This window comes from Sporosarcina sp. Y838, assembly GCF_056786515.1.
The window spans coordinates 103,133-125,783 of the sequence record NZ_JBXCJD010000002.1; the positions used below are offsets into that span (position 1 = coordinate 103,133).

17 protein-coding genes are annotated in these 22,651 nt (G+C 42.6%); 5 read left to right on the plus strand and 12 right to left on the minus strand.

What is annotated here, in order from left to right:
• Window positions 1–48: 48 nt before the first annotated feature.
• From AC1TO4_RS03280 to AC1TO4_RS03300, 5 genes are all read right to left on the minus strand, one after another.
• Window positions 49–1,092: a M14 family zinc carboxypeptidase gene (locus AC1TO4_RS03280; protein WP_482104137.1), complete on the minus strand. Its 1,044-nt coding sequence runs from the start codon at window positions 1,090–1,092 to the stop codon at window positions 49–51.
• Between the two features lie 55 nt (window positions 1,093–1,147).
• The gene (locus tag AC1TO4_RS03285; RefSeq protein ID WP_482104138.1) at window positions 1,148–2,344 is read right to left on the minus strand and encodes a M14 family zinc carboxypeptidase; all 1,197 of its coding nucleotides are present in this window, start codon (window positions 2,342–2,344) and stop codon (window positions 1,148–1,150) included.
• Between the two features lie 57 nt (window positions 2,345–2,401).
• Window positions 2,402–3,781 carry a M28 family metallopeptidase gene (locus AC1TO4_RS03290; RefSeq protein ID WP_482104370.1) on the minus strand — a complete coding sequence of 460 codons (1,380 nt, stop codon included), beginning with the start codon at window positions 3,779–3,781 and terminating at the stop codon, window positions 2,402–2,404.
• A 417-nt stretch (window positions 3,782–4,198) separates the two neighbouring features.
• Window positions 4,199–5,545, minus strand: a complete 1,347-nt coding sequence (locus AC1TO4_RS03295) for a M28 family peptidase (RefSeq protein ID WP_482104371.1) — start codon at window positions 5,543–5,545, stop codon at window positions 4,199–4,201.
• A 469-nt stretch (window positions 5,546–6,014) separates the two neighbouring features.
• Window positions 6,015–8,399 carry a polyprenyl synthetase family protein gene (locus AC1TO4_RS03300; protein WP_482104139.1) on the minus strand — a complete coding sequence of 795 codons (2,385 nt, stop codon included), beginning with the start codon at window positions 8,397–8,399 and terminating at the stop codon, window positions 6,015–6,017.
• 604 nt (window positions 8,400–9,003) lie between these two features.
• Between AC1TO4_RS03300 and AC1TO4_RS03305 the strand changes: the two genes are divergently transcribed.
• On the plus strand, window positions 9,004–9,921 hold the full coding sequence (locus AC1TO4_RS03305; protein WP_482104140.1) for a YsnF/AvaK domain-containing protein: 918 nt from the start codon (window positions 9,004–9,006) through the stop codon (window positions 9,919–9,921).
• A 58-nt stretch (window positions 9,922–9,979) separates the two neighbouring features.
• Here AC1TO4_RS03305 and AC1TO4_RS03310 read toward each other — a convergent pair whose 3' ends face one another.
• Together AC1TO4_RS03310 and AC1TO4_RS03315 are read right to left on the minus strand one after the other, a co-directional pair.
• Window positions 9,980–11,170, minus strand: coding sequence for an MFS transporter (locus AC1TO4_RS03310; protein WP_482104141.1), 1,191 nt, complete (start codon window positions 11,168–11,170; stop codon window positions 9,980–9,982).
• Window positions 11,171–11,182: 12 nt separating this feature from the next.
• Window positions 11,183–11,569: a MarR family winged helix-turn-helix transcriptional regulator gene (locus AC1TO4_RS03315; RefSeq protein ID WP_482104142.1), complete on the minus strand. Its 387-nt coding sequence runs from the start codon at window positions 11,567–11,569 to the stop codon at window positions 11,183–11,185.
• 490 nt (window positions 11,570–12,059) lie between these two features.
• Between AC1TO4_RS03315 and AC1TO4_RS03320 the strand changes: the two genes are divergently transcribed.
• Together AC1TO4_RS03320 and AC1TO4_RS03325 are read left to right on the plus strand one after the other, a co-directional pair.
• Window positions 12,060–12,536 (plus strand): VanZ family protein, encoded by a 477-nt coding sequence (locus tag AC1TO4_RS03320; protein ID WP_482104372.1) that lies wholly within the window; start codon window positions 12,060–12,062, stop codon window positions 12,534–12,536.
• 455 nt (window positions 12,537–12,991) lie between these two features.
• Window positions 12,992–13,621 (plus strand): hypothetical protein, encoded by a 630-nt coding sequence (locus AC1TO4_RS03325; RefSeq protein ID WP_482104143.1) that lies wholly within the window; start codon window positions 12,992–12,994, stop codon window positions 13,619–13,621.
• 45 nt (window positions 13,622–13,666) lie between these two features.
• On the opposite strand, the gene AC1TO4_RS03330 is transcribed toward AC1TO4_RS03325, so the two are convergent.
• Both AC1TO4_RS03330 and AC1TO4_RS03335 read right to left on the minus strand, forming a co-directional pair.
• Entirely contained in the window at window positions 13,667–15,304 is a 1,638-nt protein-coding gene (locus AC1TO4_RS03330; protein WP_482104144.1) for a thiamine pyrophosphate-binding protein, read from the minus strand.
• A complete protein-coding gene (locus AC1TO4_RS03335) occupies window positions 15,301–18,105 on the minus strand; it encodes a bifunctional diguanylate cyclase/phosphodiesterase (protein WP_482104145.1) in 2,805 nt (934 codons plus the stop codon). The genes AC1TO4_RS03330 and AC1TO4_RS03335 overlap by 4 nt, the downstream gene beginning before the upstream one ends.
• Window positions 18,106–18,201: 96 nt before the next feature.
• On the opposite strand from AC1TO4_RS03335, the gene AC1TO4_RS03340 reads away from it, so the two are divergent.
• Together AC1TO4_RS03340 and AC1TO4_RS03345 are read left to right on the plus strand one after the other, a co-directional pair.
• Window positions 18,202–18,366, plus strand: coding sequence for a hypothetical protein (locus AC1TO4_RS03340; RefSeq protein ID WP_482104146.1), 165 nt, complete (start codon window positions 18,202–18,204; stop codon window positions 18,364–18,366).
• 81 nt (window positions 18,367–18,447) lie between these two features.
• Window positions 18,448–19,191, plus strand: a complete 744-nt coding sequence (locus tag AC1TO4_RS03345; protein ID WP_482104147.1) for an SDR family NAD(P)-dependent oxidoreductase — start codon at window positions 18,448–18,450, stop codon at window positions 19,189–19,191.
• Between the two features lie 346 nt (window positions 19,192–19,537).
• On the opposite strand, the gene AC1TO4_RS03350 is transcribed toward AC1TO4_RS03345, so the two are convergent.
• From AC1TO4_RS03350 to AC1TO4_RS03360, 3 genes are all read right to left on the minus strand, one after another.
• Entirely contained in the window at window positions 19,538–20,383 is an 846-nt protein-coding gene (locus AC1TO4_RS03350) for a 3-hydroxyacyl-CoA dehydrogenase family protein (protein WP_482104148.1), read from the minus strand.
• A gap of 65 nt (window positions 20,384–20,448) precedes the next feature.
• Window positions 20,449–21,348, minus strand: a complete 900-nt coding sequence (locus AC1TO4_RS03355) for an NAD(P)H-dependent flavin oxidoreductase (RefSeq protein ID WP_482104149.1) — start codon at window positions 21,346–21,348, stop codon at window positions 20,449–20,451.
• Window positions 21,341–22,522 carry an acetyl-CoA C-acetyltransferase gene (locus AC1TO4_RS03360; RefSeq protein ID WP_482104150.1) on the minus strand — a complete coding sequence of 394 codons (1,182 nt, stop codon included), beginning with the start codon at window positions 22,520–22,522 and terminating at the stop codon, window positions 21,341–21,343. Before AC1TO4_RS03360 ends, AC1TO4_RS03355 begins: the two co-directional genes overlap by 8 nt.
• Between the last annotated feature and the right edge of the window lie 129 nt (window positions 22,523–22,651).

Consider the following 22,651-nt stretch of genomic DNA (forward strand, 5'->3'; position numbering starts at 1 on the left):
AATACTACGCATTGCCGTAATTACCGAAAGTGACGACCTACTAATTATTTACTCTTCAGAAGAACGTGTTTGCTGTGTAGCCAGTGTATCCCAGAAACGAATGTCCTGGTTTTCGATAGAACGGTTTGCTATCGCACGCACCGTTGCATCAAGCGTCGTGATTGTCTGCTTAATCAAGTAACCGTTGCTTTTTTGTCCTAATACGGCAGACTCATTATAATGATCCGACATGCCGCGCATCTCAAACAGAAGCGTAGAAATACCATATTCAACCGCTATTCCATTACGGCTAATCGTTTCAGCTGATCCTCCATTGTATTTACCTAGGTGTCCCCAGCCTGTTGAATCGACTGCATCAAACACAACCGCACCCAGTTGTTTTGACTTCAGTAATACATCTGAACTGACATTCGGTGTTGTCGGGTAAAGAATGGAGCCCGACACTAGTTCTCCATCACGCTCACTTTGGGCGCTTTGGTGGTGTAAATCAATCATATAGTCAATATCATATGCCTGCATAACATTGTCATGAAGCGCTTTCGTTTCAGGTTGAAATTTCGTTACGTGATCCCGGTTCAAGTCCACCCCTAGCGCATTATAACGGGTTAAATTTCGTCCTCCGCTAGCAACATAATCATCTAGGGAAAAATCGACATCTCCCATTGCGCCGTCTGCATTGAGCATTGGAACAATTAAGATATTAACCCCGTCAGTGACACCTTTCATCTTGCCCGTACCGAGATGTTTGATGAACTCAAGTGTCCCTTCCGTTGTCAGCTGCTCATTCCCATGCTGTTGCGTAAGAAATAGAATCGTTGGATTTTCGGGATTTTTCATGTATTTAACTAGATACAAATCTCTTCCTTTCACGCTTTGACCAATCACTTCAAGTTTCATATCCTTTTGTTTGGCTTCCTGCTTCTTGAGACTATCCACCATTTCGTCATACGTGTGTAGGATGGATGTATTTATTGTTTCATTACCGCCATAGTTAGGCCCGTTTCCTACAGCTTCTGCAATAGGGGATGCAAACGGGGATGCGCTTAGTACCATTGCTCCTGCAAGTGAAAATGCGAGTATTGATTTTTTCATTCTTTTCTCTCCCTTTTCTTTAACAATGTATTGTTTACGATGATAATTTTCCGCTTCAGTTCGTAGGCCTGTAAGCAGTCAATGGAATATTCTCGTAGTCATCAGGGTTTAAATTTTCGACTGATCCGTCAGCAACTGCGTGAATAATACCACTCAGACCTCTTTCAACGGCTTTTACGAGTTGTCCTTTTTTCTTTTGCCCCATATTTTGTGTTTGGCCAGTTACTTCAAAGAGTACAGTGCCACTGCCATTCAAAGCGAATGTACCAAGTGCTGTCCCAGGAAGGTCGAGCCCCTGCGAATAAAGCGTAATATTCTTGAACGGCGAATTGCCGTAGGACTGTAATTCATTATAGGCAGCAAGGTTCAACTGTCTTGAGAAATCATAATTGTATGCATCTTTATACTGCGCATATTTTGCGCCCGCCGAAGTATTCGGGTCCGGAACAAATTGCGCTGATAAGGATAATGTTACTTCATCGGCAGTGCCTTCGACATAATACATTCCTTGATGATGAAGGTCGACAAAGACATCTACTTTTCCATACTCCTCTTGTAACGATTTGTATACATCGCGTACGGTTTGCGCTTCAGGTGTGATAAACCAGCCTGGTGAACTAGAGTTACCTGGAAAGTCTTTTGCCTGAGGGACATAATTTAAATCCGGATTGAAGTCTCGATTGACGTCAAAGCCAGGATTTTTACTATAGTCATACATTTGGCTAATGCCACGGTTCAGATAGTTCCAAGCAGGAGCTGCTTCACTTAACTGTGGGAAGTCCGCAAGTATCTCTTGCCAAGTCATGTCGTTCCGTCTTTTGTCCATCTCTGACGCATCAGGATTCATTTTCGGTAGAAAGACAAGTGTTACTTCATCGCGAATCTTCTTTGCTTCAGGTGAATTACTTGACCCTATTGATTTGAGTAAATTGAGGACCGCTTCAGTCCCAGTCTTTTCATTCCCATGAATTTCGCTCTCAATGAGGATAACCTTCTTGCCTGTCCCAACGGTCGCTTTGTAAATATCCCGGCCTCTATTGGATTGACCGACGACTTCTACAACGACATTCCCCTTGCTCGATTTCTCAATTTGCTGAAGCGTCTTTTGCATCTCACCATAATTCGTGAATCCCGAGATGGAATTGTTATGATGCGATTCTTGATTGTCCGGCTTGTCCGCCGCATATGCAGGCACAGCGAGACTTGCGCATAGCGTCAGGATGCCAACCGTACTCATGATTTTATCCTTCATAAAACAAACACTCCCCTTTGTCATTTTCACTGAACCCTCTCCTGCCAATAAATCTACTTACCTAGTCAACCCCGGCACATCTTTGCGCACGACATCGAACACACCCGCTCCGATAATTTCTAAAGCAGATTGCATACGTTCAACGGAGATATTGTCAGCTATTGTATCTTGTGGCGTGTGATACACTTTTTCAATATGGTAAACTAGTGGGTCCCAGCTATCGATCCCCATCCAAATAAACAGTGCTGCAGGAATACCTGCATTATGGAAAGGAACATGGTCACTAGATCCAAATTTCCCTGGTAAAATATCAGAATTACCTAACCGTGCGCCCGCCGCTACAGTCGCGTTAGTTGCAAGATTCTTACTGCCATCTACAGTCATCGCGTAAAGGTTTGTAGCCGCTTCGTATTTTGTTGCAACCATATCCGGATTAAAGACGACTTCGATATTAGCTCTTTCAGCTGGGGTTAATTGTTCTACATAATACCTCGCCCCTAGCAAGCCCCGTTCTTCAGATCCGAAGGCAATAAACTTGAGGTCCTTGTCCGTGTTATATCCTTTGTAAACGCGTGCTAACTCAAGCATTAAGCCTACGCCAGATGCATTATCATTGGCCCCAGGTGCACCAACAACACTATCCATATGTGCACTTAACAACACTTCTTTTCCATTCCCATTTTTACTCTTCGCTTTTTTCGTTCCGATTACATTCACAGATTGCAAGTTCGAATGGCGTTTTGCAGTTAATCCAACAGTGACGGTTCCTTTAGCCAACCGTTCTTTTAACCATTCACCCTGGATATAAGCCGCTCCGAACACTGGAATATCAACTACTTTTGTCAGGCTTGGATTAAATGTCGATCCATAGTTTCCACGACTTCCACCAACACTATGAAGAATGACACCCTCTGCTCCAGCATTGATTGCATTCTCAACTTGCAAACGGTAGTTAGCTGGCGAACTTGCCTGCTTCACTAATACGACCTTCCCTGCGGTATTCTCTGGAAAGTCACTTGCCTTTGTTCCATCTTCGACGTAGATGACTTCCGAATTCACTGACACATCACTTACTACGCCATTCGCGGCCGCTCCCATTTGCCATACAGATCCATCGGCAAACGTAACGTCCGCTATTAATTGATCCGCAACAGGGAAATATTGATACTCAATGTCATATCCATAGCTTTTTAATGTATTCGCTACATAATCGGCGGCTTGTTTTTCAGCCTCTAGTCCGCCGGGTCTTGGACCGATTTTTTCTGACAAGTATTTGACATGTTCAACCGCTCTTTGTGCTTCGACCCTTTTTACAACTTTATTATCATGCGCGGCGCCAGATCCCCCATTTTCTCCAGCGACCGTGTAACTAATCGGCGCTTGTTTAACAGGTGCAGCGCTTGCTAATGTAAACGGTGAGGAGCTTAGTACCATCATTCCAGCTAGCGTGAACGTTAGTAATGTTTTCTTCGTTCTACTTTGATAAATTCCGACTTTTTTCAATATAATCCTCTCCCTGTCTCTATTTTTCTTAATAGATGTATCAATTTTATATTTGCTTATTTTAAATGAAAACCCTAACATTAATGAAATTTCGTAATCAAATATTCTTTTGCTTAGATGGGTTCCGTTGATTGTAACGGAAGGCGGCGACTCCAGCGGGAACAGCGCGAGCTGAAGACCCCGCAGGAACGCAGTGACGAGGAGGCTGAAGCCGTGCCCGCGGAAAGCGTCCGCCTGGAGTGGAAATCAACCTGGTTCGGATTTTAATACAAAACTCTTTATTATGAAATCGACTCAAATGTACTTAAAATCCCTTTCTTTTACACGTCTGTCACTAGCCCTGTTTCCATCTCATTTCCCAATCAATTTATAAACCGAGGCACCAACTAGATCTCCAGCTTCTTTAAGCCTTTCCCTACTGATGTACTCAATCGTGTCTTGCGGAGTATGATAGTAAGGCTCCAAGTTGGCGGTGCCTGGTTCACGGCGAATGAAGTTCACTGCCGCAATCCCTGCATCATGGAATGAAACATGATCAGATGCTCCTCTTTGATAAAGAATTAACTCGGAAGGTGTGGCGATTCTTGCTGCAGTCTCAGCAGCCGTCTGTGAAACTAGATTCGAATTGCCATCAACCGTGTTCATATAAATTGCCGTTGCATTTTCCCACGAAGTTCCGACCATATCCATGTTAAAGTTACCAATGCTGCGACCGATTTCATCCGCGGTCAATTGGCTGACATAAAAGCGGGAACCGACCAAACCGATTTCTTCAGCACCTACAAAAGCAATTCTTAATTCCTTTTCAATTGGATAACTTTTTAATACGCGCGCGATTTCCAATGCAACGGCCGTCCCTGAAGCATTGTCGCTTGCACCGGGTGCAAATGGAACACTATCGTAATGTGCAGATACATGTACAATATCGTGTTTGCCATTCTTTTTCGGGGTACGCTTTGCAATAATGTTTTGCGAAGTCATATTCCCTAAAAGCTTCACGTTTAGTGTGACAGTTTCATTTTTCAACAAGACATCTTCCCGTAAAGCTTCACCGCTCATTTTCGTGATTCCACCTACTGGGATTGGCGCATTATCACTAATGGACGGATTCAAAGGGCTAGCCTGATCAACATTGTTGTAAATCAGCACAGCAACTGCGCCAGCTGCATAGGCGTTCTCCACTTTCTGCTGGAATGTTAATTCTCCCCTCGAAATTAATGCGATTTTCCCTGCGGATTCCGCATTGAAATCAGCCGTACGCCCTAAACCCGCATCATAAAGCTGGGCTACCAATCCTCCATCGGCTGTAGCCGCTGAACCTGCGGGAATGGTAATAAGCACTTCATCTCCATTAGCAGTTTGTAAATGACCTATCGTCTTATCCGGAATGCTGAATTCTTGTACCTCAATTTCATACCCGTAGGATAGAAGACGTTCCTTTATAAAGTTTGCCGTGTATTTTTCTTCCTTGGTTCCCGCCACACGTGGACCAATCGTTTCACTTAAAAAAGCCGCATCTGTATACAAGTTTGCCGCACTAATTCGAGCAATGACCTTTTGATCGAAAGCCGCATTGCTTTGCCCTTTTTCCGATGCAGCAACCGCAATCCCCGACTCAAAAACATGTCCAGGCATACCATTAATGCTAGATATAGCAATTAAAGCAGTAAGCATGACAATCCTAAACTTCTTTTTCATCTTCACATGAGCACACTCCTATCCCCTGAAAATTTTGACTACTCAAAGGGGTATTCCCTTCCTTACTTACCAATCCCTTCCATTAAAATCAAAACAGTTACAATCTCATACCTTTTAACGAAAGAAGAGTTCATAAGCATTACAGACCATATGTGCATTTTGAACTACTCGTAATGACTTCGAATTTTTCTTCATTACTGTATATTTAGAACTAGTAAAATTCACTATTTCCCGATTGTTGAAACTGCGAATTTTGGGTGATTTTTGTATTTCATATTCTATATCTCATGGCAGTTATGTAACAAGATTGGCTGAGCATAACCCATCAATTGTCGATAAAAAAAGTAGGGACGCAGTTACGTATCTACTCTCCAGTTAGTGATATATCGCACACTAAAAAAGTCACGCGCCTCCCTATACAGAAGGCGCGTGACTCAGGTATTCTATTCCCTTACGAACGCTAACAAACTCAATGATCTCGGTTCACGATATAATTCAAGAAATGCTTCAAAAAAGTCGTATTGCGTGGGATTTCTTGCAGTGTTTCCATCGCAGAACAATAATGGTCCCACATCGCTTTTCTGGCACCAACCGCACCTAGGATGGATACAAATGTCGTATTGTTGTTTTCTGCATCTTTTCCAATGGGTTTTCCTAGTACGTTGTGATCGCCTTCCACATCAAGCAGGTCATCCTTAATTTGAAATGCGATGCCGGCATGACGGGCGAATTTTTTCAATGCTGCCATTTCCAACTCCGTTGCGTGGGCGAGAATGGCAGGCATGATGAGAGAGGCTTCAAATGCGATTCCGGTCTTATAAAAGCACATCTCATTCAATTGTTCCAGTGTCAATTTTTCCCCTCTGGAATTCAAGTCCATCGCCTGTCCCCTACATATATCCGCTACGATTTGAGACGAATAGCGAATCAAGCGGAGCACCGTTTTCGGTTCGTACCCGTCAAGTGAGGTTTGTTCTTCAACCGCTTTTTGGGTCAGGAAAAGTCCAGTTAATTCAGCTGTGGCACTGTCATACACCTGATGTAGGGTTGGACGCCCTCTCCGCATGGGCGCATTATCCTGGGATGGCATATCGTCGAAAATAAGGGATGCCGTATGCATATATTCCAATGATTTCAGAAGTGGCACGATTGACGACTCATTTAGCCCGTATCCGTTAACACCCATAACCCAGGTCATGATTGGCCTGAGTCGCTTGCCGTCACCTGCCAAACTGTAATTTGCCGCATCGATGATTGGCTCTTTCATCAAAAATGCATTCCCTACCTCTGGAATAGGTAAAAATTCGTTGATTTGATTGCGTACAGTTTCGATTGTATCTAAAAAGGACTCCTGCTCTTCCCGTTCACTCTTTAGATTCGTAATCATATGATCGCGCAGCAGTTTATCAAAGAAATCCACATCATCTGCTTTTCGAACCATATGTTGAATAACACGATTGAATGAAGGATTTCCCGAAGCGAATAACTCCATAATCTCATTGTACTTTTTAGTGCCCATACGCTTTTTAAATCGTTTCAGCCCGTTGATGGCACGATCGAGTATCACCTCACGCGTTTTGCTATCTGAGTCATAGACATTATGGATCAAATTGAAGATAACCGTCCAGTACATTTCAAAGGGATTTATGAGATCCGCGCGTGTATCATGGTATTTCATATAATAGGTATAAGGTGTGACGCTTCCTTCATCTAAGTCATCGAACATATCCGCAAAATCATCCGCTAGCTGATTGTAAATGCCATATAAGAATGTGCGGTTATGGAAGCCCTCGTCTTCAGGCGCACTTATGACTGAACGTGTAATCAATCGTGAAGAAGAGGATTTTAAAATGACTGGGATATAAAGTTCTTCATTGGTGTAATTCGCATTAGATAGATCCTTTACACGATCCACTTCCTGGGAATTAAAAAACACATAGGACTGCTCGAAAAAACTTTTTCTTGTCTCTGGCCTCTGAAGGCCCTTAATATACTCAAAGGCATCTCGGAGTTCCGCATGAGCAAATCGGATGAGTTCCGCGTTTTCCCCAGTCCACTTATCCAATTCAGGAACAGATTCTGTGATAAGTGTGGACCGAATTAATTCGGAATAACGTTTTTTCTCTTTAGTTGATAAAACACTGGCATCCAAAAGATCGTCAATGAATGGATACGTCAGCCCGTAGGCATACCCAAGCCTAATCGCCTCATGAAGCTTTCGAGTACGTTCTTCAGGTGTAATCTCAGCGTCCATCTCTTCAACCACATGCAGGATGACCCCCGCTATGATTTTGATAAGTTTTCGCTTGGCTTCCTCAGCATCCATCCCCTCCGGAATATGGGCGGATACAGACTTTATTTTGTCCATCACCCAAATCATGCTGGATTCAACGCCCTCCTTCTGGGCAAGCCGATACATCCCAGCCATGCTAAACATCTCCAATTTGCTTCCAGGGTTTTTTGGATTGGAATCAATTAGGTGATTTTTCAAACTGTCAACTGTACTTTGGACCCTGGATTGTGTATCAGGTGAGTTTAAGGCTTTCCCCAGATCGCGCATGTAAATATAGGAAATGCTCCGATCCAAGTAATTTTCTAGTTTACCTGTGTAATTCAGCCATTGGATATAAGTGTGATAGCCCTCTGAACCAGTTTTTCCCTTTCTGCGCGAAAAAACAGATAGCATCGGGAAAGGATGAATGTGGTTCTGTTTCCAAGACTGTATATCTTTTATCAAAACAGGGACATACGTTTTTTGCACGAGCTGTTCAGAAAGTGATTTAAAATAATCAGCAGCCTTCTGCTCCGCCAACCGATAACTTGCATCGGCATTTATCATTAACTTCTCATTCATACCATCAATACCTCTACTTAAAGTTTTCATATATAAATGTATGCAATATTGATCAAATCAATGTTACCAACCTAAACCCTATCCTAAACTTTTCACAAAAACTAAATTATTTTATTCAAGAAACGATACACCGACTTAAAAATAGTGCTTGTGCATTAAACGTCGTAGACAAGCATTTCACAGTAGTTAGTCATACAGTCAGCCATACAGCTGATTTTGATTGTATTATTATCAAATTGTAGCGTATACTCCGACTTTTTTCATGAACAGCGTACCTGAAGTGCATTCTTTGGCTTTCTGTTGGATGGTTTCGGGAGTTTGTTGGAAACCTATCTGTTGGTTGGACACTCGAAAGTGTTCGTTGGACAACTTCCGGCTTATGTTGGACACTTCGAAGAGTTTGTTGGAAACCTCCCTATTGGTTGGACACTTTCGGGGTTTGTTGGACACTCCCTAGCGTTTGTTGAAACCTATCTGTTCATTAATAGGCACCTGTAATTTTTTATCCGAATCTTCTTACAGGTTTTAATATTTGATAGCAGGGTATTTCACTTACTAGCACCAACACTATTAAAATAATAAAAATCCTAGGAGGAAAATTGATATGGCTGACAAAAATTTTGTAGGTACATTCCAAAATGAAACCGAGGTTTTGAACAAGATTGGCGATTTAAAAACACAGGGGTATTCGGATAATGATATTTATATTGTGACAAATGATGCGGATCGATTATCGATTGTCCGTGGGCAAACAGATGTCGACCTTCGCACACCGGAAGGCAACTGGATGGACAAATTCATGGCTTTCCTCAGTGGAGATGAACCCGTCAAAGGCGCATTTACAAACATGGGGTTCAGCGAAGAAGAATCCAACCGCTATTTCAATGAAGTCAAAGCTGGTGGAATCTTGCTTTACGTAGACCGTGAATACGGAAACCTTTATGGAAATCCTGACAAGGAATACCAAGCCGGGTATACAGATCCGAACATCGGCTCAAATCTTGTCGTTGATGATTATGATAATACAAATAGAGCAATGGATGCAGAACGAGAAGAAAGTCTACAACTGCATGAAGAGAAGCTCAATGTCGACAAAGAACGCTATCAGGCGGGCGAAGTGAACGTCACTAAGCATGTTGTAGAAGATATACAAACGGTTGAGGTGCCCGTAACACGGGAAGAAGTGTATATTGAGCGGCGCGCCGTAACTGACCAGACTGCTGCCGGCGAAGTGTTTGATGATGGCGAAAACATTCATATTCCCGTCATGGAAGAACGGGTTGAAGTGACAAAACGTCCTGTCGTCAGCGAAGAAATCATCGTTGGCAAGCGCGAAGTTCATGACACGGAAACGGTCAGTGAAAGCGTGCGCCGTGAAGAAGCTGCTATCGACCGAACGGATAATCTGTTGGATGCAGAAGAGGAAACGGTCTTTGATCCATTGGAAGCGAAGCGATTTGAGCGAAGTGATTTAAATGACAATCCTTTGACCGATCCTTTGAATAATCGTAATCGACTTTAATCTTTTGAAAAGGAGTTTGCTTAGGCAAGCTCCTTTTTTTGCGTAAGAAAATTGGGTTCTACGTGAGAGTTCTTCTTTCTGCACTTTCTTTTTTGCCATGCAAGAAATAGTACAATACGGCAGTCCCCAAAATGACAAAGGCTAAAATGACAAATAATATTCTGTAACCGGTAACTGGTATGACAAAGCCCAGTAAGAATGGTCCAAAACCAAGGCCAGCATCCAGGGCAATGAAGAATGTCGATGTGGCAAGACCTAATCGATGTGGTGACGTTAACTTAACAGCGATGGCTTGGGTGCTTGATTGCATATTACCGAAGCCAAGTCCAATCAGGCCACCCGCTATAAGCAATGTAGCCCCCGTACCTACTGAACTAAGTAGGAACATTCCAGCTGCAAAGATGATGAAAGCGGGATACATCACGAAATTGGAACCTTTATTATCCATTAAGCGGCCCGTGAATGGACGGGATAATAGTATCACGACTGCATAAACAACGAAGAAAAAGCTTGCAGTTTCCACTAAATCAATTTCGATGGCATAGAAATTGATGAACGAAAGGATGCTAGAGTAGCAAAAAGAAACCAGCAATGTGATGAATGCGATAGGTAATGCTTTGGGCTCAATGAAATTCGAGAACTTGAATTTTTTGGATTCTTTCACTTTAGATACTTCAAGTTTCGGTACATGTACGAAGAATGCAACAATTAAACAGATGACTCCTAAAATAAGACAGAAAGTAAAGATCATCTGAAAGCTCGTAACTCGGCTCATGTAAAGCCCTATGAAGGGTCCAATCGCGGTAGCCAGTGTCGCACTCATGCTGAAGTAGCCAATGCCTTCGCCCCTTCGTCTTGGTGGAATAATCTGTGCCACAATGGTGCCGGCTGCCGTACTCGCCATCCCAAGTGACATCCCGTGGATTAACCGGTTAAACAACAGGAAAGGAACGCCTAGATTTACGAAATACAATGCTGTTGTCAAAGTGAACAGGACTAACCCGATTATCAAGGTTTTCTTGCGACCGATTATATCAATGACCCGTCCTATATAGAGCCTTCCAAATAAAGTCCCAACAATAAAAACACCTGTAATGAGTCCGGCATCACTTGTAGAAGCCCCTAACTCCGTGACTGCATATACGGCGATCGTCACCATTAATAAATAAAATATTAGCATTAATAAGAAATTGGCAGAGGAAACAATCAAAAAATCCTTTGTCCACAGTTTTTGTTTAGATTGATTCAAAACGCTATCCCCTTACTCTCTCAAATTATTCTGTATTTCTTCCATAATTCTGATTGTCTCAAGTTGTTCCTCTTCTGAGATTCCTTTTAAAATAACTTGTTCGAATTGATCAATGGTAGCACGGATATCTATATACACTTTTCCCCCAAGCTCTGTTAGCTGCATCCTTTTTTCTCGTTTGTCTTTGCTTGGAGCATGGCTAATATAACCCATCTCCTCCAAACGTTGTATGGTCCTGGTAATGGTAGGTTTTTCTACGCTTTGATAATTGGACATCTCAACGAGTGTTCCTGAGCCATTATTGTATATGTAGGTCAAAGTAGACCATTGTGCTCTGTAAAGCCCATACTTACTTAGTTCGACGTTAAGATGATGCTCAAAAGGCCGATACAATAACATGAATTGTCTAAAAAACTTTCGATATGTATGTATTAGTAACACTCCTTTTAAATAGTTATCGTGGGTAACAATTACCCTAGGTAACTACATATATTATCAGAATCAAATTACATTGTACATAAAAATTGGTACCTACTTGCGTCGCATAGCTGTAAAAACACTTACAAATAATAATGTTTGAAAATGCAAAAAGGAGCTCCGCCTGTAAAATAATAACTGATGACTAAACCAGTTTTTAACATATAGAAAGGAGACTCCCCATGGGAAGCATCAATATAGTACTTATGCGTCAGAAAATCAGCGAACCACTTCCGAACCTACAATCCAGTCCGGAGCTTGTGTAGCCTAAATCAGTATCCCCGATTGCAGTAACGGTTTGGAGATTTCTTTTAGGTTTTAATAAAACCTTCTTGCACAGACGGTATTCATTTTTGATATTTAGCCTATTAACGTATATGTATTCTCGCAAGTAGTATGGTATAATTTGTCTATGAAAAAATTACTTGTTTTGATAATTCTATTAGGAGTTTTGTTCTTTTCATCGGGGCAAACGTATGAGCAGCAATCGCTAATCCCAACTTTGGAGAAGTGGCTGCCGGGCGAGCCGTTAGCATCATTGCTATCGAATTTGCGCATCCCGTATTGGGGTGAGACGATTTCAGTTGATGAGCGTGGCTATTACGCATTTGTAGAGTTTCTGCTTCGAAAGAGTGCACATTTCTTCATTTTCGGCTTCATCGCTACTGCAATTTATCTCGTTTTGCCGAAGCATCTGTTTCGTTTCATGACGGCTACTTGGCTGACACTGTTTGTTGCAATTGGAGATGAGTACCACCAGTCCTTGACGGGTGGACGGACGCCGGCGGTTCAAGACGTACTTCTCGATATGGCGGGCGCGGCTACGTTTCTCATCATTTTACGGCTAATTTTGTTTATGAAACGACCTAAAAAAAGAAGAAAACGCTGAGACAAAATGTCTCGTGCATTTTCTTCTTTTTTGTCTTGATTGGTGATTGAGTACTTTACTTCATAGGCTATTCGATGTGCTAGTATCTTAGCATTGTAATCCTTTCCGAAACTTTGTGCGTAGGGTTTGTCGTAGAAGTAGCCATAGCTGGCGCTTTCACCATTTGCTTTCTTTGTCGTATACTCTTTTTTCGCGTGGCCGTCCAATGTATTCAATCCGCCATCCGCTTGTGATAGGAGACTGTCAAGCGATAGAAATACCCTGTAGAAACAACGATAATGAGTAAGACAATTAGTATAAGTTCTACGATGTAGCGAAACACGCAAAGTTCGACATTTCGGATTAATGCATGTCTGCTAGTTCGACAGATTGCCGATTCGTGTGGGACTTTTGGTTTGTGATATAATTTCGATGAGTTGGTACATTTTTCATTCATTCAACAAGGGGGATATTGCATGGCAAACTTAAAGGCAGACGAACAAATTGAATTGATGACACCGTTAGAAATGATGGACGATTGCCTTGCGGGTTATGGTGATGAATTAACGAGTTTGGCTATTCACAAAGTCGTTCAACACGTTTTCGGTATCAATTTAGAATTGGCACCTCTTTTACCTGACCGCTATCGTGGTTCAAGCGTTGTACCCTCAACTAGAGCCTTGATGGATGAGTATATCACTCAATACGGCAAAACGATGACGGGTGACGAAGTTCGGGTGATGATCAATCACTTTTTAGGTATGAATTTAGTTGGCATTGCTTCACTTAAGATGTCCGGCATTTCGTTGTATTCCAAAGGGCAATGGATTGTTCAACATGACACCGATTTAGTTGTTGTCGATACGGGAGTTGGCGATGTAGATGTACGTATCTTTCCAACGGACTATTTCACGGAAAAAACTGGAGAGATTGATTTGCCTAGCGACTTACAACACTCTTTGACACAACTCGGTTATACCCGTGATGGGAAGACGGGACACTATTCGTATGTAAATCCCACAGGAGAAGCGGTTCACAATTCTTTTAAAAAACAAACAATGGACATGCTAATTGAAACAATTCGGAGATGGAGCGCTGATGTTTAATCAGATGAGGACAGGTACTTAGCCTGCCCTCGTCTTCCATCTACTTTATTTCCCGAACGACGATAGGAATTTCACACGGTCGCCCATTGGTGGAACCGTTTCATCGACCAAAACGATTTCCAAGATGGAAGGTCCATCTACTTTGAGTAAGCTACTCATGACGTCTTGATGAAGATCGTCCAAAGATTCAATTCGCGCACTCGGAATATTCATAGCCGCCGCCATTGCGGCAATATTAACGGGTTCTTGTCCAAAAGAAGCATGCGTGCGTTTGTACTGCTGGGAATGGCCATGGTAAACCATTCCTAAACGAGCGTTATTCATAATGACGAACACAATCGGCAATTTATGCTCTTTGGCCGTCAGTATTTCCATGCCGTGCATGAAGAAACTGCCGTCGCCTGTTATACAGACAACTGGACGTTCAGGTTCGGCTAATTTTGAGCCGATTGCTGATCCAATGCCGCTTCCCATGGCACCAAAGTGGACATTAATGCTATAGGTATCGGAAGCCAGCACATTCATATGGTGAATGACGTAAGCCATGTATTCGCCGATATCGATTGTGTAACGCGTCGATGCTGGGACGAATTTTTGGAGTTGCACTAAGACGTTTTTGGTGTTGTATTCGATTGCATCTTCACTCTTTTTATCCTGTTTTACTACCTTCACACTTTTCTTCGTTAGACCAAGTGCCTTTAATTCCTCAATTAATACTTGTACACTCCACTCGATATCACCTAGTACTGGGATATCAATGGCATATTTCCGGTTAAAGACGGTTTCGTCAAAGTCCATCTGAACTGTAAAACGGTCTTTTGTCAGATTGGCATTCCAGTTATTTGTTGCTGTTTCACCTAAACTTGAACCGATGACTAGCAGTGCCTGGCTGTCGCCTTCATTGATGAGCAAAGAGGCTTCTTCGTGCCCCGCAAACCCGAACACGCCTACGAGTAAGGGGTGATCCTCTTGAATATAGCCTTTTGCCACCGGTGTTGTCATGATTGGCCAGTTTAGTAGTTCCGCCAGTTCGATCACTGATTCAACAGAATTTCGAATTCCTTGTCCCACAAATAGATAGCCATTTTCTCTATTCACTAGCTCTTTGGCTACGGTTCTAATCGTGTCGCGGTTCGGTTCAATCGGCGCTCTACGCGGAAAACGCGGAATTTCAAGCGGTTCTATTTCCTCAAGTTGGACATCAATCGGCATAGCGATGTGAACAGGCCCCGGCACGCCGGATAGCGCTATTTCAGTTGCTTTCACCACTTCTTTCAATAGGTCTTGAGCGTCCGTAATTGTTACACTATACTTTGTCACGGAACGGAAGATGGGTTCAGCATCCAGTTCTTGAGACGCATTTAATCCGACGGTGTTGACTGGAACGGCACCGGTTAGGAACAATACTGGCAAATGTTCCCGCATGGCATTGGCAGCTCCTGTTACAAGATTCGTTCCGCCCGGGCCGCTGCAAGCGATGCATACGGCTAGTTCTCCTGCATATTTTGCATAAGCCGCTGCCATATAAGAAGCTGCCCCTTCATGCTTTGTTACGATAGGTGTGATTTCGGGCGTATCATACAGTTCGTCAAAAAACGCATTGACTGATCCTGCAGGTATACCAAAAATATGCGTAACCCCATTGTCTTTTAAATAATCTACAACTGCGCGTACTGCTTTCATATGATTCCTCCTTGGTTTATGAGATATTTTTGTTCGAATTCTTCTGCAATCATTGGCCGGCCGAAGTAAAAGCCCTGCATTAAGTAACAATTTCTTGAAGCCAAAAACTCTGCCTGTTCAATGGTTTCGACGCCTTCCGCAATGACATCAAGGTTAAGATTTTGAGCCAGCGTAATAATGGTATTTGTAATCGCCGCACTATCATCGTCTTTTCGTAATTCTGAAATGAATGATCTATCAATTTTCAACAAATTTATGGGAAAGTCCTTCAAATAGCCTAGTGATGAATAGCCTGTACCGAAATCATCGATGGCTATTTTGATGCCGATTTCTTTTAACTGCTCCATCGTTTTTAACGTTAACGCTGTATTTTTAATGATTTGATTTTCCGTGAGTTCCAGGTGTAAAAATTCCGGGGATAACTCGACTTCATCCAAAATCGTTTTTACAACCATAAACAAATCATTTTTTTCAAACTGACGGACCGATAAATTGACGGCCACGCTGAGCCGTGGATATCCCTGTTCCTGCCATTGCTTAATTTGTCTGCAGGCATTCTCAAGCACCCATTCGCCAATAGGGACGATCAAACCCGTTTCTTCTGCAATCGGGATGAATTTGTCGGGCTGTATCATCCCCTCAATTGGATGATTCCATCGGACTAACGCTTCCACTCCGATAACTGTTTTCGTTTTAAAATTGATTTGCGGTTGATAAGCAATCACGAGCTCCTCATTATCAACGGCCTTATACAACGCATTTTCAATAATCAGACTCTCAAAAGTGACCGTATCCATACCGGCTTCATAGAAGTGGTAGCTGTCCCCCGCCAGTTTTTTAGACTGATACATCGCAATATCCGCATTTTTTATCAACTGTTCGGCTGTATCCCCGTTTTCAGGGAATAGACTGATCCCAATACTGCTTTTAATGTAGACTTCAGTCTCTCTAAGTGTGAACGGCTTGACGAATGTTTCATTGATGGAGTTAATGACATCTAAAACATCGGATTCACTCGTAATACTCGGTAATAGGATGATGAACTCGTCTCCGCCTTGCCGCGACACCGTGGCATCTTTTGGAATACAGGTGGCTAGTCGTTTTGCCACATAACCGAGCAGCAAATCCCCATAACTATGTCCAAGTGTGTCATTGACAGTTTTGAAACGATCCAGATCCATATACAAAACGGCCAATTTGCCTCCATGGTTTTTGGAATAGGTCAGCCCTTGTTCCAGTCTGTCTTTTAACAGAATTCGATTCGGCAAATTTGTTAAGCTATCGTAATAGGCATGGTATTTGATCTCTTCTTCCATCCGCTTCCTTTGCACGATGTCTTTAAACGTCACGACGTACCCAACGATTTCGTCACTCTCGATAATGGTGGAAATGACGTATTCAACCGCTAGGATGGACTTATCTTTTCTGATAAAGCAGCCTTCTGCACTGTACTTCTCTTCTTTTGCTTCTATAAAATCCGATACTAAATCCAGGTCTCGCGATTTGGCTTTATCGAAAATAATTTTGTACGTTTTTCCAATCAGCGCGCCTTTTGTTTCATAGCCCAGCATCGATTCACCTGCCGGGTTACAAAATGTAATCCTCCTTTCCAGGTCCAAACCGAATATGCCTTCCCCTGCCGAGTTAAGAATAAGCTCTTTTTCACGGCTTAGGTGCTGCAGCTCTGTCACTACGTCTTCAAGTTCCTTGTTTTTTTCCGTTATTTCCGACGTTCGCTCTTCGATAATGACTTCCTGCTTTTCCATATACAATAAATTCGACAGCGTGGAAGCAGTTGCGTCAACAATTGACTGTGCAAGCTGTTGGTCGGCAACTGAATAAACCATACCTGTCTCCTTCAAATCGACGACGGCAATGACACCTAAACTCTCGCCCATTGACACTAATGGAAGTAGAAACATTCCTTTAATGCCAAATTCACGGCAACCGTCGTGGTTTGTTCGTTCATCCGCAAAAACGTCCGGAATGAGAAGCGCTTTTTTCGTTCGAAGGACTTCCTGTAGCGCAGCATCCGTACTGGCTTCGATTTTAGTTTTGCCGTGGGTCTCCATCCAATCTTCTTCCGTCCAATCACTGTCCTTGCTTAAGTGCGCAGGCTTAATAAGGCGTTCTGCGGAAGGATCGAGTAAGTGCACCCCAACATTGTTATTATTCAGCACTTTTCCAACGTAGAAAAAGCATTTCTCAATCCCCTCTTGCATCGACGAACACATGGATAGATCACGCGTCACATCCAGTAGCAATTGCTTTTCTGCGATCAAGTTTTCCTTGCGCGTTAAATTCGCAGCGTTTTGAATCGCGACAGCCGCCATATTGACATACGCTTCAACCGACTGAATCTCTGACTCTGTTAAGTTCATAGGAATTCCATAGTCGAATAGAAAAACAAGCCCAAACAGTTCAGATTCATAAGAGATCGGCAGAGCCAATAATGATTTAATCTGAAAGGCATTCACCGCTCTTGGATCGGGACGATTGTCCTTACTTGTATCGGCTATATAAATTGTTTGTTGCGTCTCAATGACTTCTTTTGCCAACAAATCGTATTCCGTTTCGATGACCTGCATATCGAGCGTCATTCCATTAATGATCTCCGGTTTCCCAACGACCCCCCTGAATGATCCGTCCTCCTCCGGCAAATAGATGCCCACTGAATCGCATTGAACGATTTCTTCAGAAATGGCGGTTACGACCACTCCAAGTACATCCCGTAGTTCGAGTTTCGTATTGATTAGCTTCGTAATATTAGCAAGCCTGGAATATCTAGTTTGTTCTTCCACTTTAGCTACCCCTTTCTAGATTGTTGCACTTTATGGTTGTGTTTCATCGGATGATTTTTGGTGTTTTCTTAATAGTACCACGAAGGGGGTGATTTGTTGGATATTTCCGGGGGATTTGGGCGGTTGATGGCACTCTTCGGGCGGTCGCGTGTGGGGATTGGGCGGTTGGAGGCGATTTTTGGGCGGTCGTACATTGAGCTTGAGCGACGGATGCAGGAGTATCAACAACTTGAATTTGATGGTTTTCTTTTGACATTTTGATTAAAACCTATTATCTTGAATACAAGATATATTCTTAATTTTATATCGAATTCAATTTATTATTCTAAAGTGGTGTTTTACATGACCGATTTGAAAAATAAAGTAGCAGTTGTAACAGGTGGAGCAAGCGGAATTGGATTGGCAACGGTTAAAGCTTTTGCTGAAAAAGGTGCAAAAGCAGTTATTGCTGATTTTAATGTAGAACTTGGTAAAGCGAAAGAAGCAGAATTAAAAGCAGAAGGCTTAGATGTTCTATTCGTTAAAGTGGATGCTGGGAATGAAGAATCTGTGGCTAATCTTGTCTCTGAAACGGTTAAACATTTCGGGAAAATAGATGTAATCGTTAACAATGCTGGAATTGGCGGGATGACAGATACGCATGAACTAACATATGAAGCATATCAAAAAATCATAAAAGTAAACCAAGATGGTGTATTTTTCGGGATGAAATATGCGATTCATGAATTCTTGAAAACAGGCGGCGGTTCTATTATCAATACCGCGTCTATTTTAGGCTCTGTTGGACAAGAGGGTGCTTTCGCTTATGCCGCTTCAAAAGGTGCCGTCAACCAAATGACGAAAGCAGGAGCTCTGGAATACGCAAAGCGTAATATCAGAGTAAACGCTATTGCGCCAGGATTCATCGAGTCAGGACTTGTAAACAAAGAAGCTTTAGGTGATTTCTATGACGGACTTGTTGCCAAGCATCCAATTGGAAGACTTGGAAACCCTGAAGAAATTGCGCATGCGGTCATCTTCTTGGCTGAAAACGATTTTGTTACAGGTACAACAGTCTTCGTCGACGGCGGATATACTGCACAATAATGAGTGAAAAAAGAAAATCCTCTGTAACATTAAGGATAAGTGATTGTCCATGAGGTTAATTAAAATCATGACGTGTTTATAATGTTGCATATACTATTAACAAAAAGCACATCACTAAGATATTTTAGTGGTGTGCTTTTTGTTTTATCAGGGCATAAATATAGTAAATTTAAGGGACGAATAGCAGTCTCTTTTTCATCATCAGTTTACCCCTATTCTGGTTCGGTGGACATTCTCCAACTGCATGAAGTCCAGATGTTTAATCTAACAAATTCACCCGATTGAATAAAAACAAAATGAAGATTAGCTATTTATCCAAATAGCCAATCTTCATCAGATGAAACACTCAGTATTTAAAGAAGCCTTCTCCTGATTTCCTTCCGAGACGTCCGGCGCGTACATATTTTCTGAGTAAAGGAGCTGGGCGGTATTTGGAATCATTTGTTTCGTTATAAAGCGTTTCTACGACAAAAAGCAACGTATCCAGACCAATCAAGTCAGCTAGTGCAAGTGGACCGATTGGGTGACCCGCTCCAAGCATCATCCCTTTATCAATGTCTTCCGCTGAAGCGATTCCTTCCGACAAGACAAAAATCGCTTCATTAATCATCGGCGTCAAGATGCGATTCACAGCGAACAATGGTGCTTCTTTTACTGAAATGGCGACTTTATGGAACTCTTCAGCTAGTTCATGAGCGGTTTGGAAGGTTTCGTCACTCGTTTGTTCGCCTCTGATGATTTCAACCAATTCCAAAACAGGAACGGGATTGAAGAAATGCATGCCAATCACCTGCTTACTTCGGTTAACTACACTCGCCATTTCAGTAATGCTTAGCCCAGACGTATTCGAAGCAAAAATGGTCGAAGGCTTACATATTTGATCCAGTTCTTTAAACAGTTCTTTTTTAGGCTCTATCTGCTCAATAATTGCCTCTATGACAAAGTCTACATCTTTAAGATCTTCTATTGAAGTAGTTGGCTGAATGCTGTTTCTGATTTGATCGGCTGCAGATTGATCTATTTTCCCTTTTTCTACATTGCGCTTTAACGTCTGTTCTATTCGCTTAATTCCACGGTCAAGACCCTCTGGATTTTTATCTAACAGAATTACTTCATGACCTGCTTCCGCTGCTACCTGAGCAATCCCATTGCCCATTGTACCTGCGCCAACTACAGCAATTTTTCTTATCATACTGTCACTCCTTTTGTTACTCTTTTAAAATGTCTTGGTCATTCTGTTGCTTTCATTTAATAAATTTAGACTCTACTAAGCGAGGCGACCCCGTCCTCATATTCCTTAATTAGTAATTCCACAATTTCCCTAGTTGTTTCACGCGTTGTAACGGTTGTTACACCTTGACCCGCGGACCAAATATCGCGCCAGGCTTTGACGTCCACCAAATGCGTTAAATCTACATCATCTTTTGGTTTGAGTGTTGCTGGGTCAATGCCTTCTTTTATAATGCTTGGAATTAGATAATTTGCATGTACGCCGCTAAATGAATCTGAGTAAACAATGTCCTCTATTGTTGAATCGATGACCATTTGTTTGAATTCCTCTTGTGCGCTGCTTTCTTCTGCCGCTAAGAAACGCGTGCCCATATAGGCATAATCTGCCCCCATTAACTTTGCAGCCGCAATGTCTGCGCCTGTTGAAATGGTTCCTGATAATATGATTGTCCCCTTATAAAAGCTTTTTACCGCTGCAATAAATGCAAATGGATTTAATGTCCCACCATGGCCCCCTGCACCAGCGCACACTAAAACTAAGCCATCTACTCCCGATTGCGCAGCTTTTTTCGCGTGTTTTACATGTGCCACGTCTGAATAAACCAGACCCCCATAGCCATGAACGACTTCTTTTACTTCCCCCGGATGCCCGAGGGAAGTAATGACAATAGGAGGTTCGTATTTCCGAATTAATTCCAGATCGTCCTCATAGCGTGTATTTGTTTTTTTATGGCAAAGAAAGTTCACTGCCCAAGGAATATCATTTAACCCTTCCTTCACTTCTTGTAGCCATTCAGCACATTTCTCTATTGGACGTGCATTTAATAGAGGGAATGAACCAATGACGCCTGCTTTTCCTGCCTCAATCACCATTTTTGGTGTAGAAACTAAAAACATAGGGGCAATAATCACAGGGATTTTAAGCATTTTCAAGCACCACTGCAATGCCTTGTCCGCCGCCTATGCACAGGCTCGCCACGGCATATCTCGCATTACGCCGTTTTAATTCATAAGCAGCTGACAATAAAATCCTTGTGCCACTTACGCCTACTGGATGTCCCAGTGCAATCGCGCCGCCATTTACATTTGTTTTCGAACGATCTAGTCCCAACTCTTTTTCGACGGCTAGGTATTGTGCTGCAAATGCTTCATTCACTTCCACAATATCCATATCTTCAATGGTCAGATTCGCCCGTTTTAATGCTTGTTTGATGGCAGGAACTGGACCTATTCCCATAATTGTTGGATCCACGCCAACGACTCCCCATGAAACAATACGTGCGATTGGCTTTAATCCATTCGCTTGTACAGCTTTTTCACTGGCGACAACAACGGAAGCTGCGCCGTCATTAATCCCCGAGGCATTTCCAGCTGTAACCGTTCCCTCTTTTTGAAATGCAGGTCGGAGCTTTGCCATTCCGGCACCATCCACATCTGGTCTAATATGCTCATCTTTGTCAACCAACACTGTATTTCTGCGTGTTTTCACTTCAACGGCAATAATTTCCTCAGCAAACAAGCCGTCCTCAACTGCTTTCGCTGCACGTTGATGGGACTCGACGGCAAATGCATCTTGTTCTTCCCTGGAAATCGAATACTGTTCAGACAGTTTTTCTGCCGTCATGCCCATACCGCTTCCTGTGTGTTGATCTGTCAATGTCGCCGTTAACATATCTTCAAATTGCAAATTTCCTAGCTTCGAACCACTGAAACGTTGTTCAAAATTGGCGTACGGAGATTGCGACATGTTTTCCGCCCCACCAGCTAAAACAATCTCTGCTTCGCCCAATAAAATATGTTGTGCCGCTGTTACTACGGATTGCATACCTGACCCGCATAGTCTGTTTAACGTTAGTGCAGGAACTTCTTCAGGAACGCCCGCTTTTAATCCAATGTGGCGCGCAATATAAGCGGCCCCTTTTCCTGTATGAATCACATTGCCATAGATGACATGATCGACTTGTTCAGGTTGCACATTCGAGCGCCTCAATGCTTCCACTGCGGTTGCTGTACCGAGCTCCGTCGCACCTACCTTCGCAAAAGATCCGCCAAACTCTGTAAATGCCGTTCGTGCTCCATCGACGATGTATACATTACTCATATCCCATCTTCCTCTCCCCATAAATCACAATTTCCTGTGAGTTTTATTTCTCCCAATGAATCGGCTATCTCATTATCTATAGTTGCTTTCATGTAATACCAATAGCGTTAATCCTGCACTTCATATAGA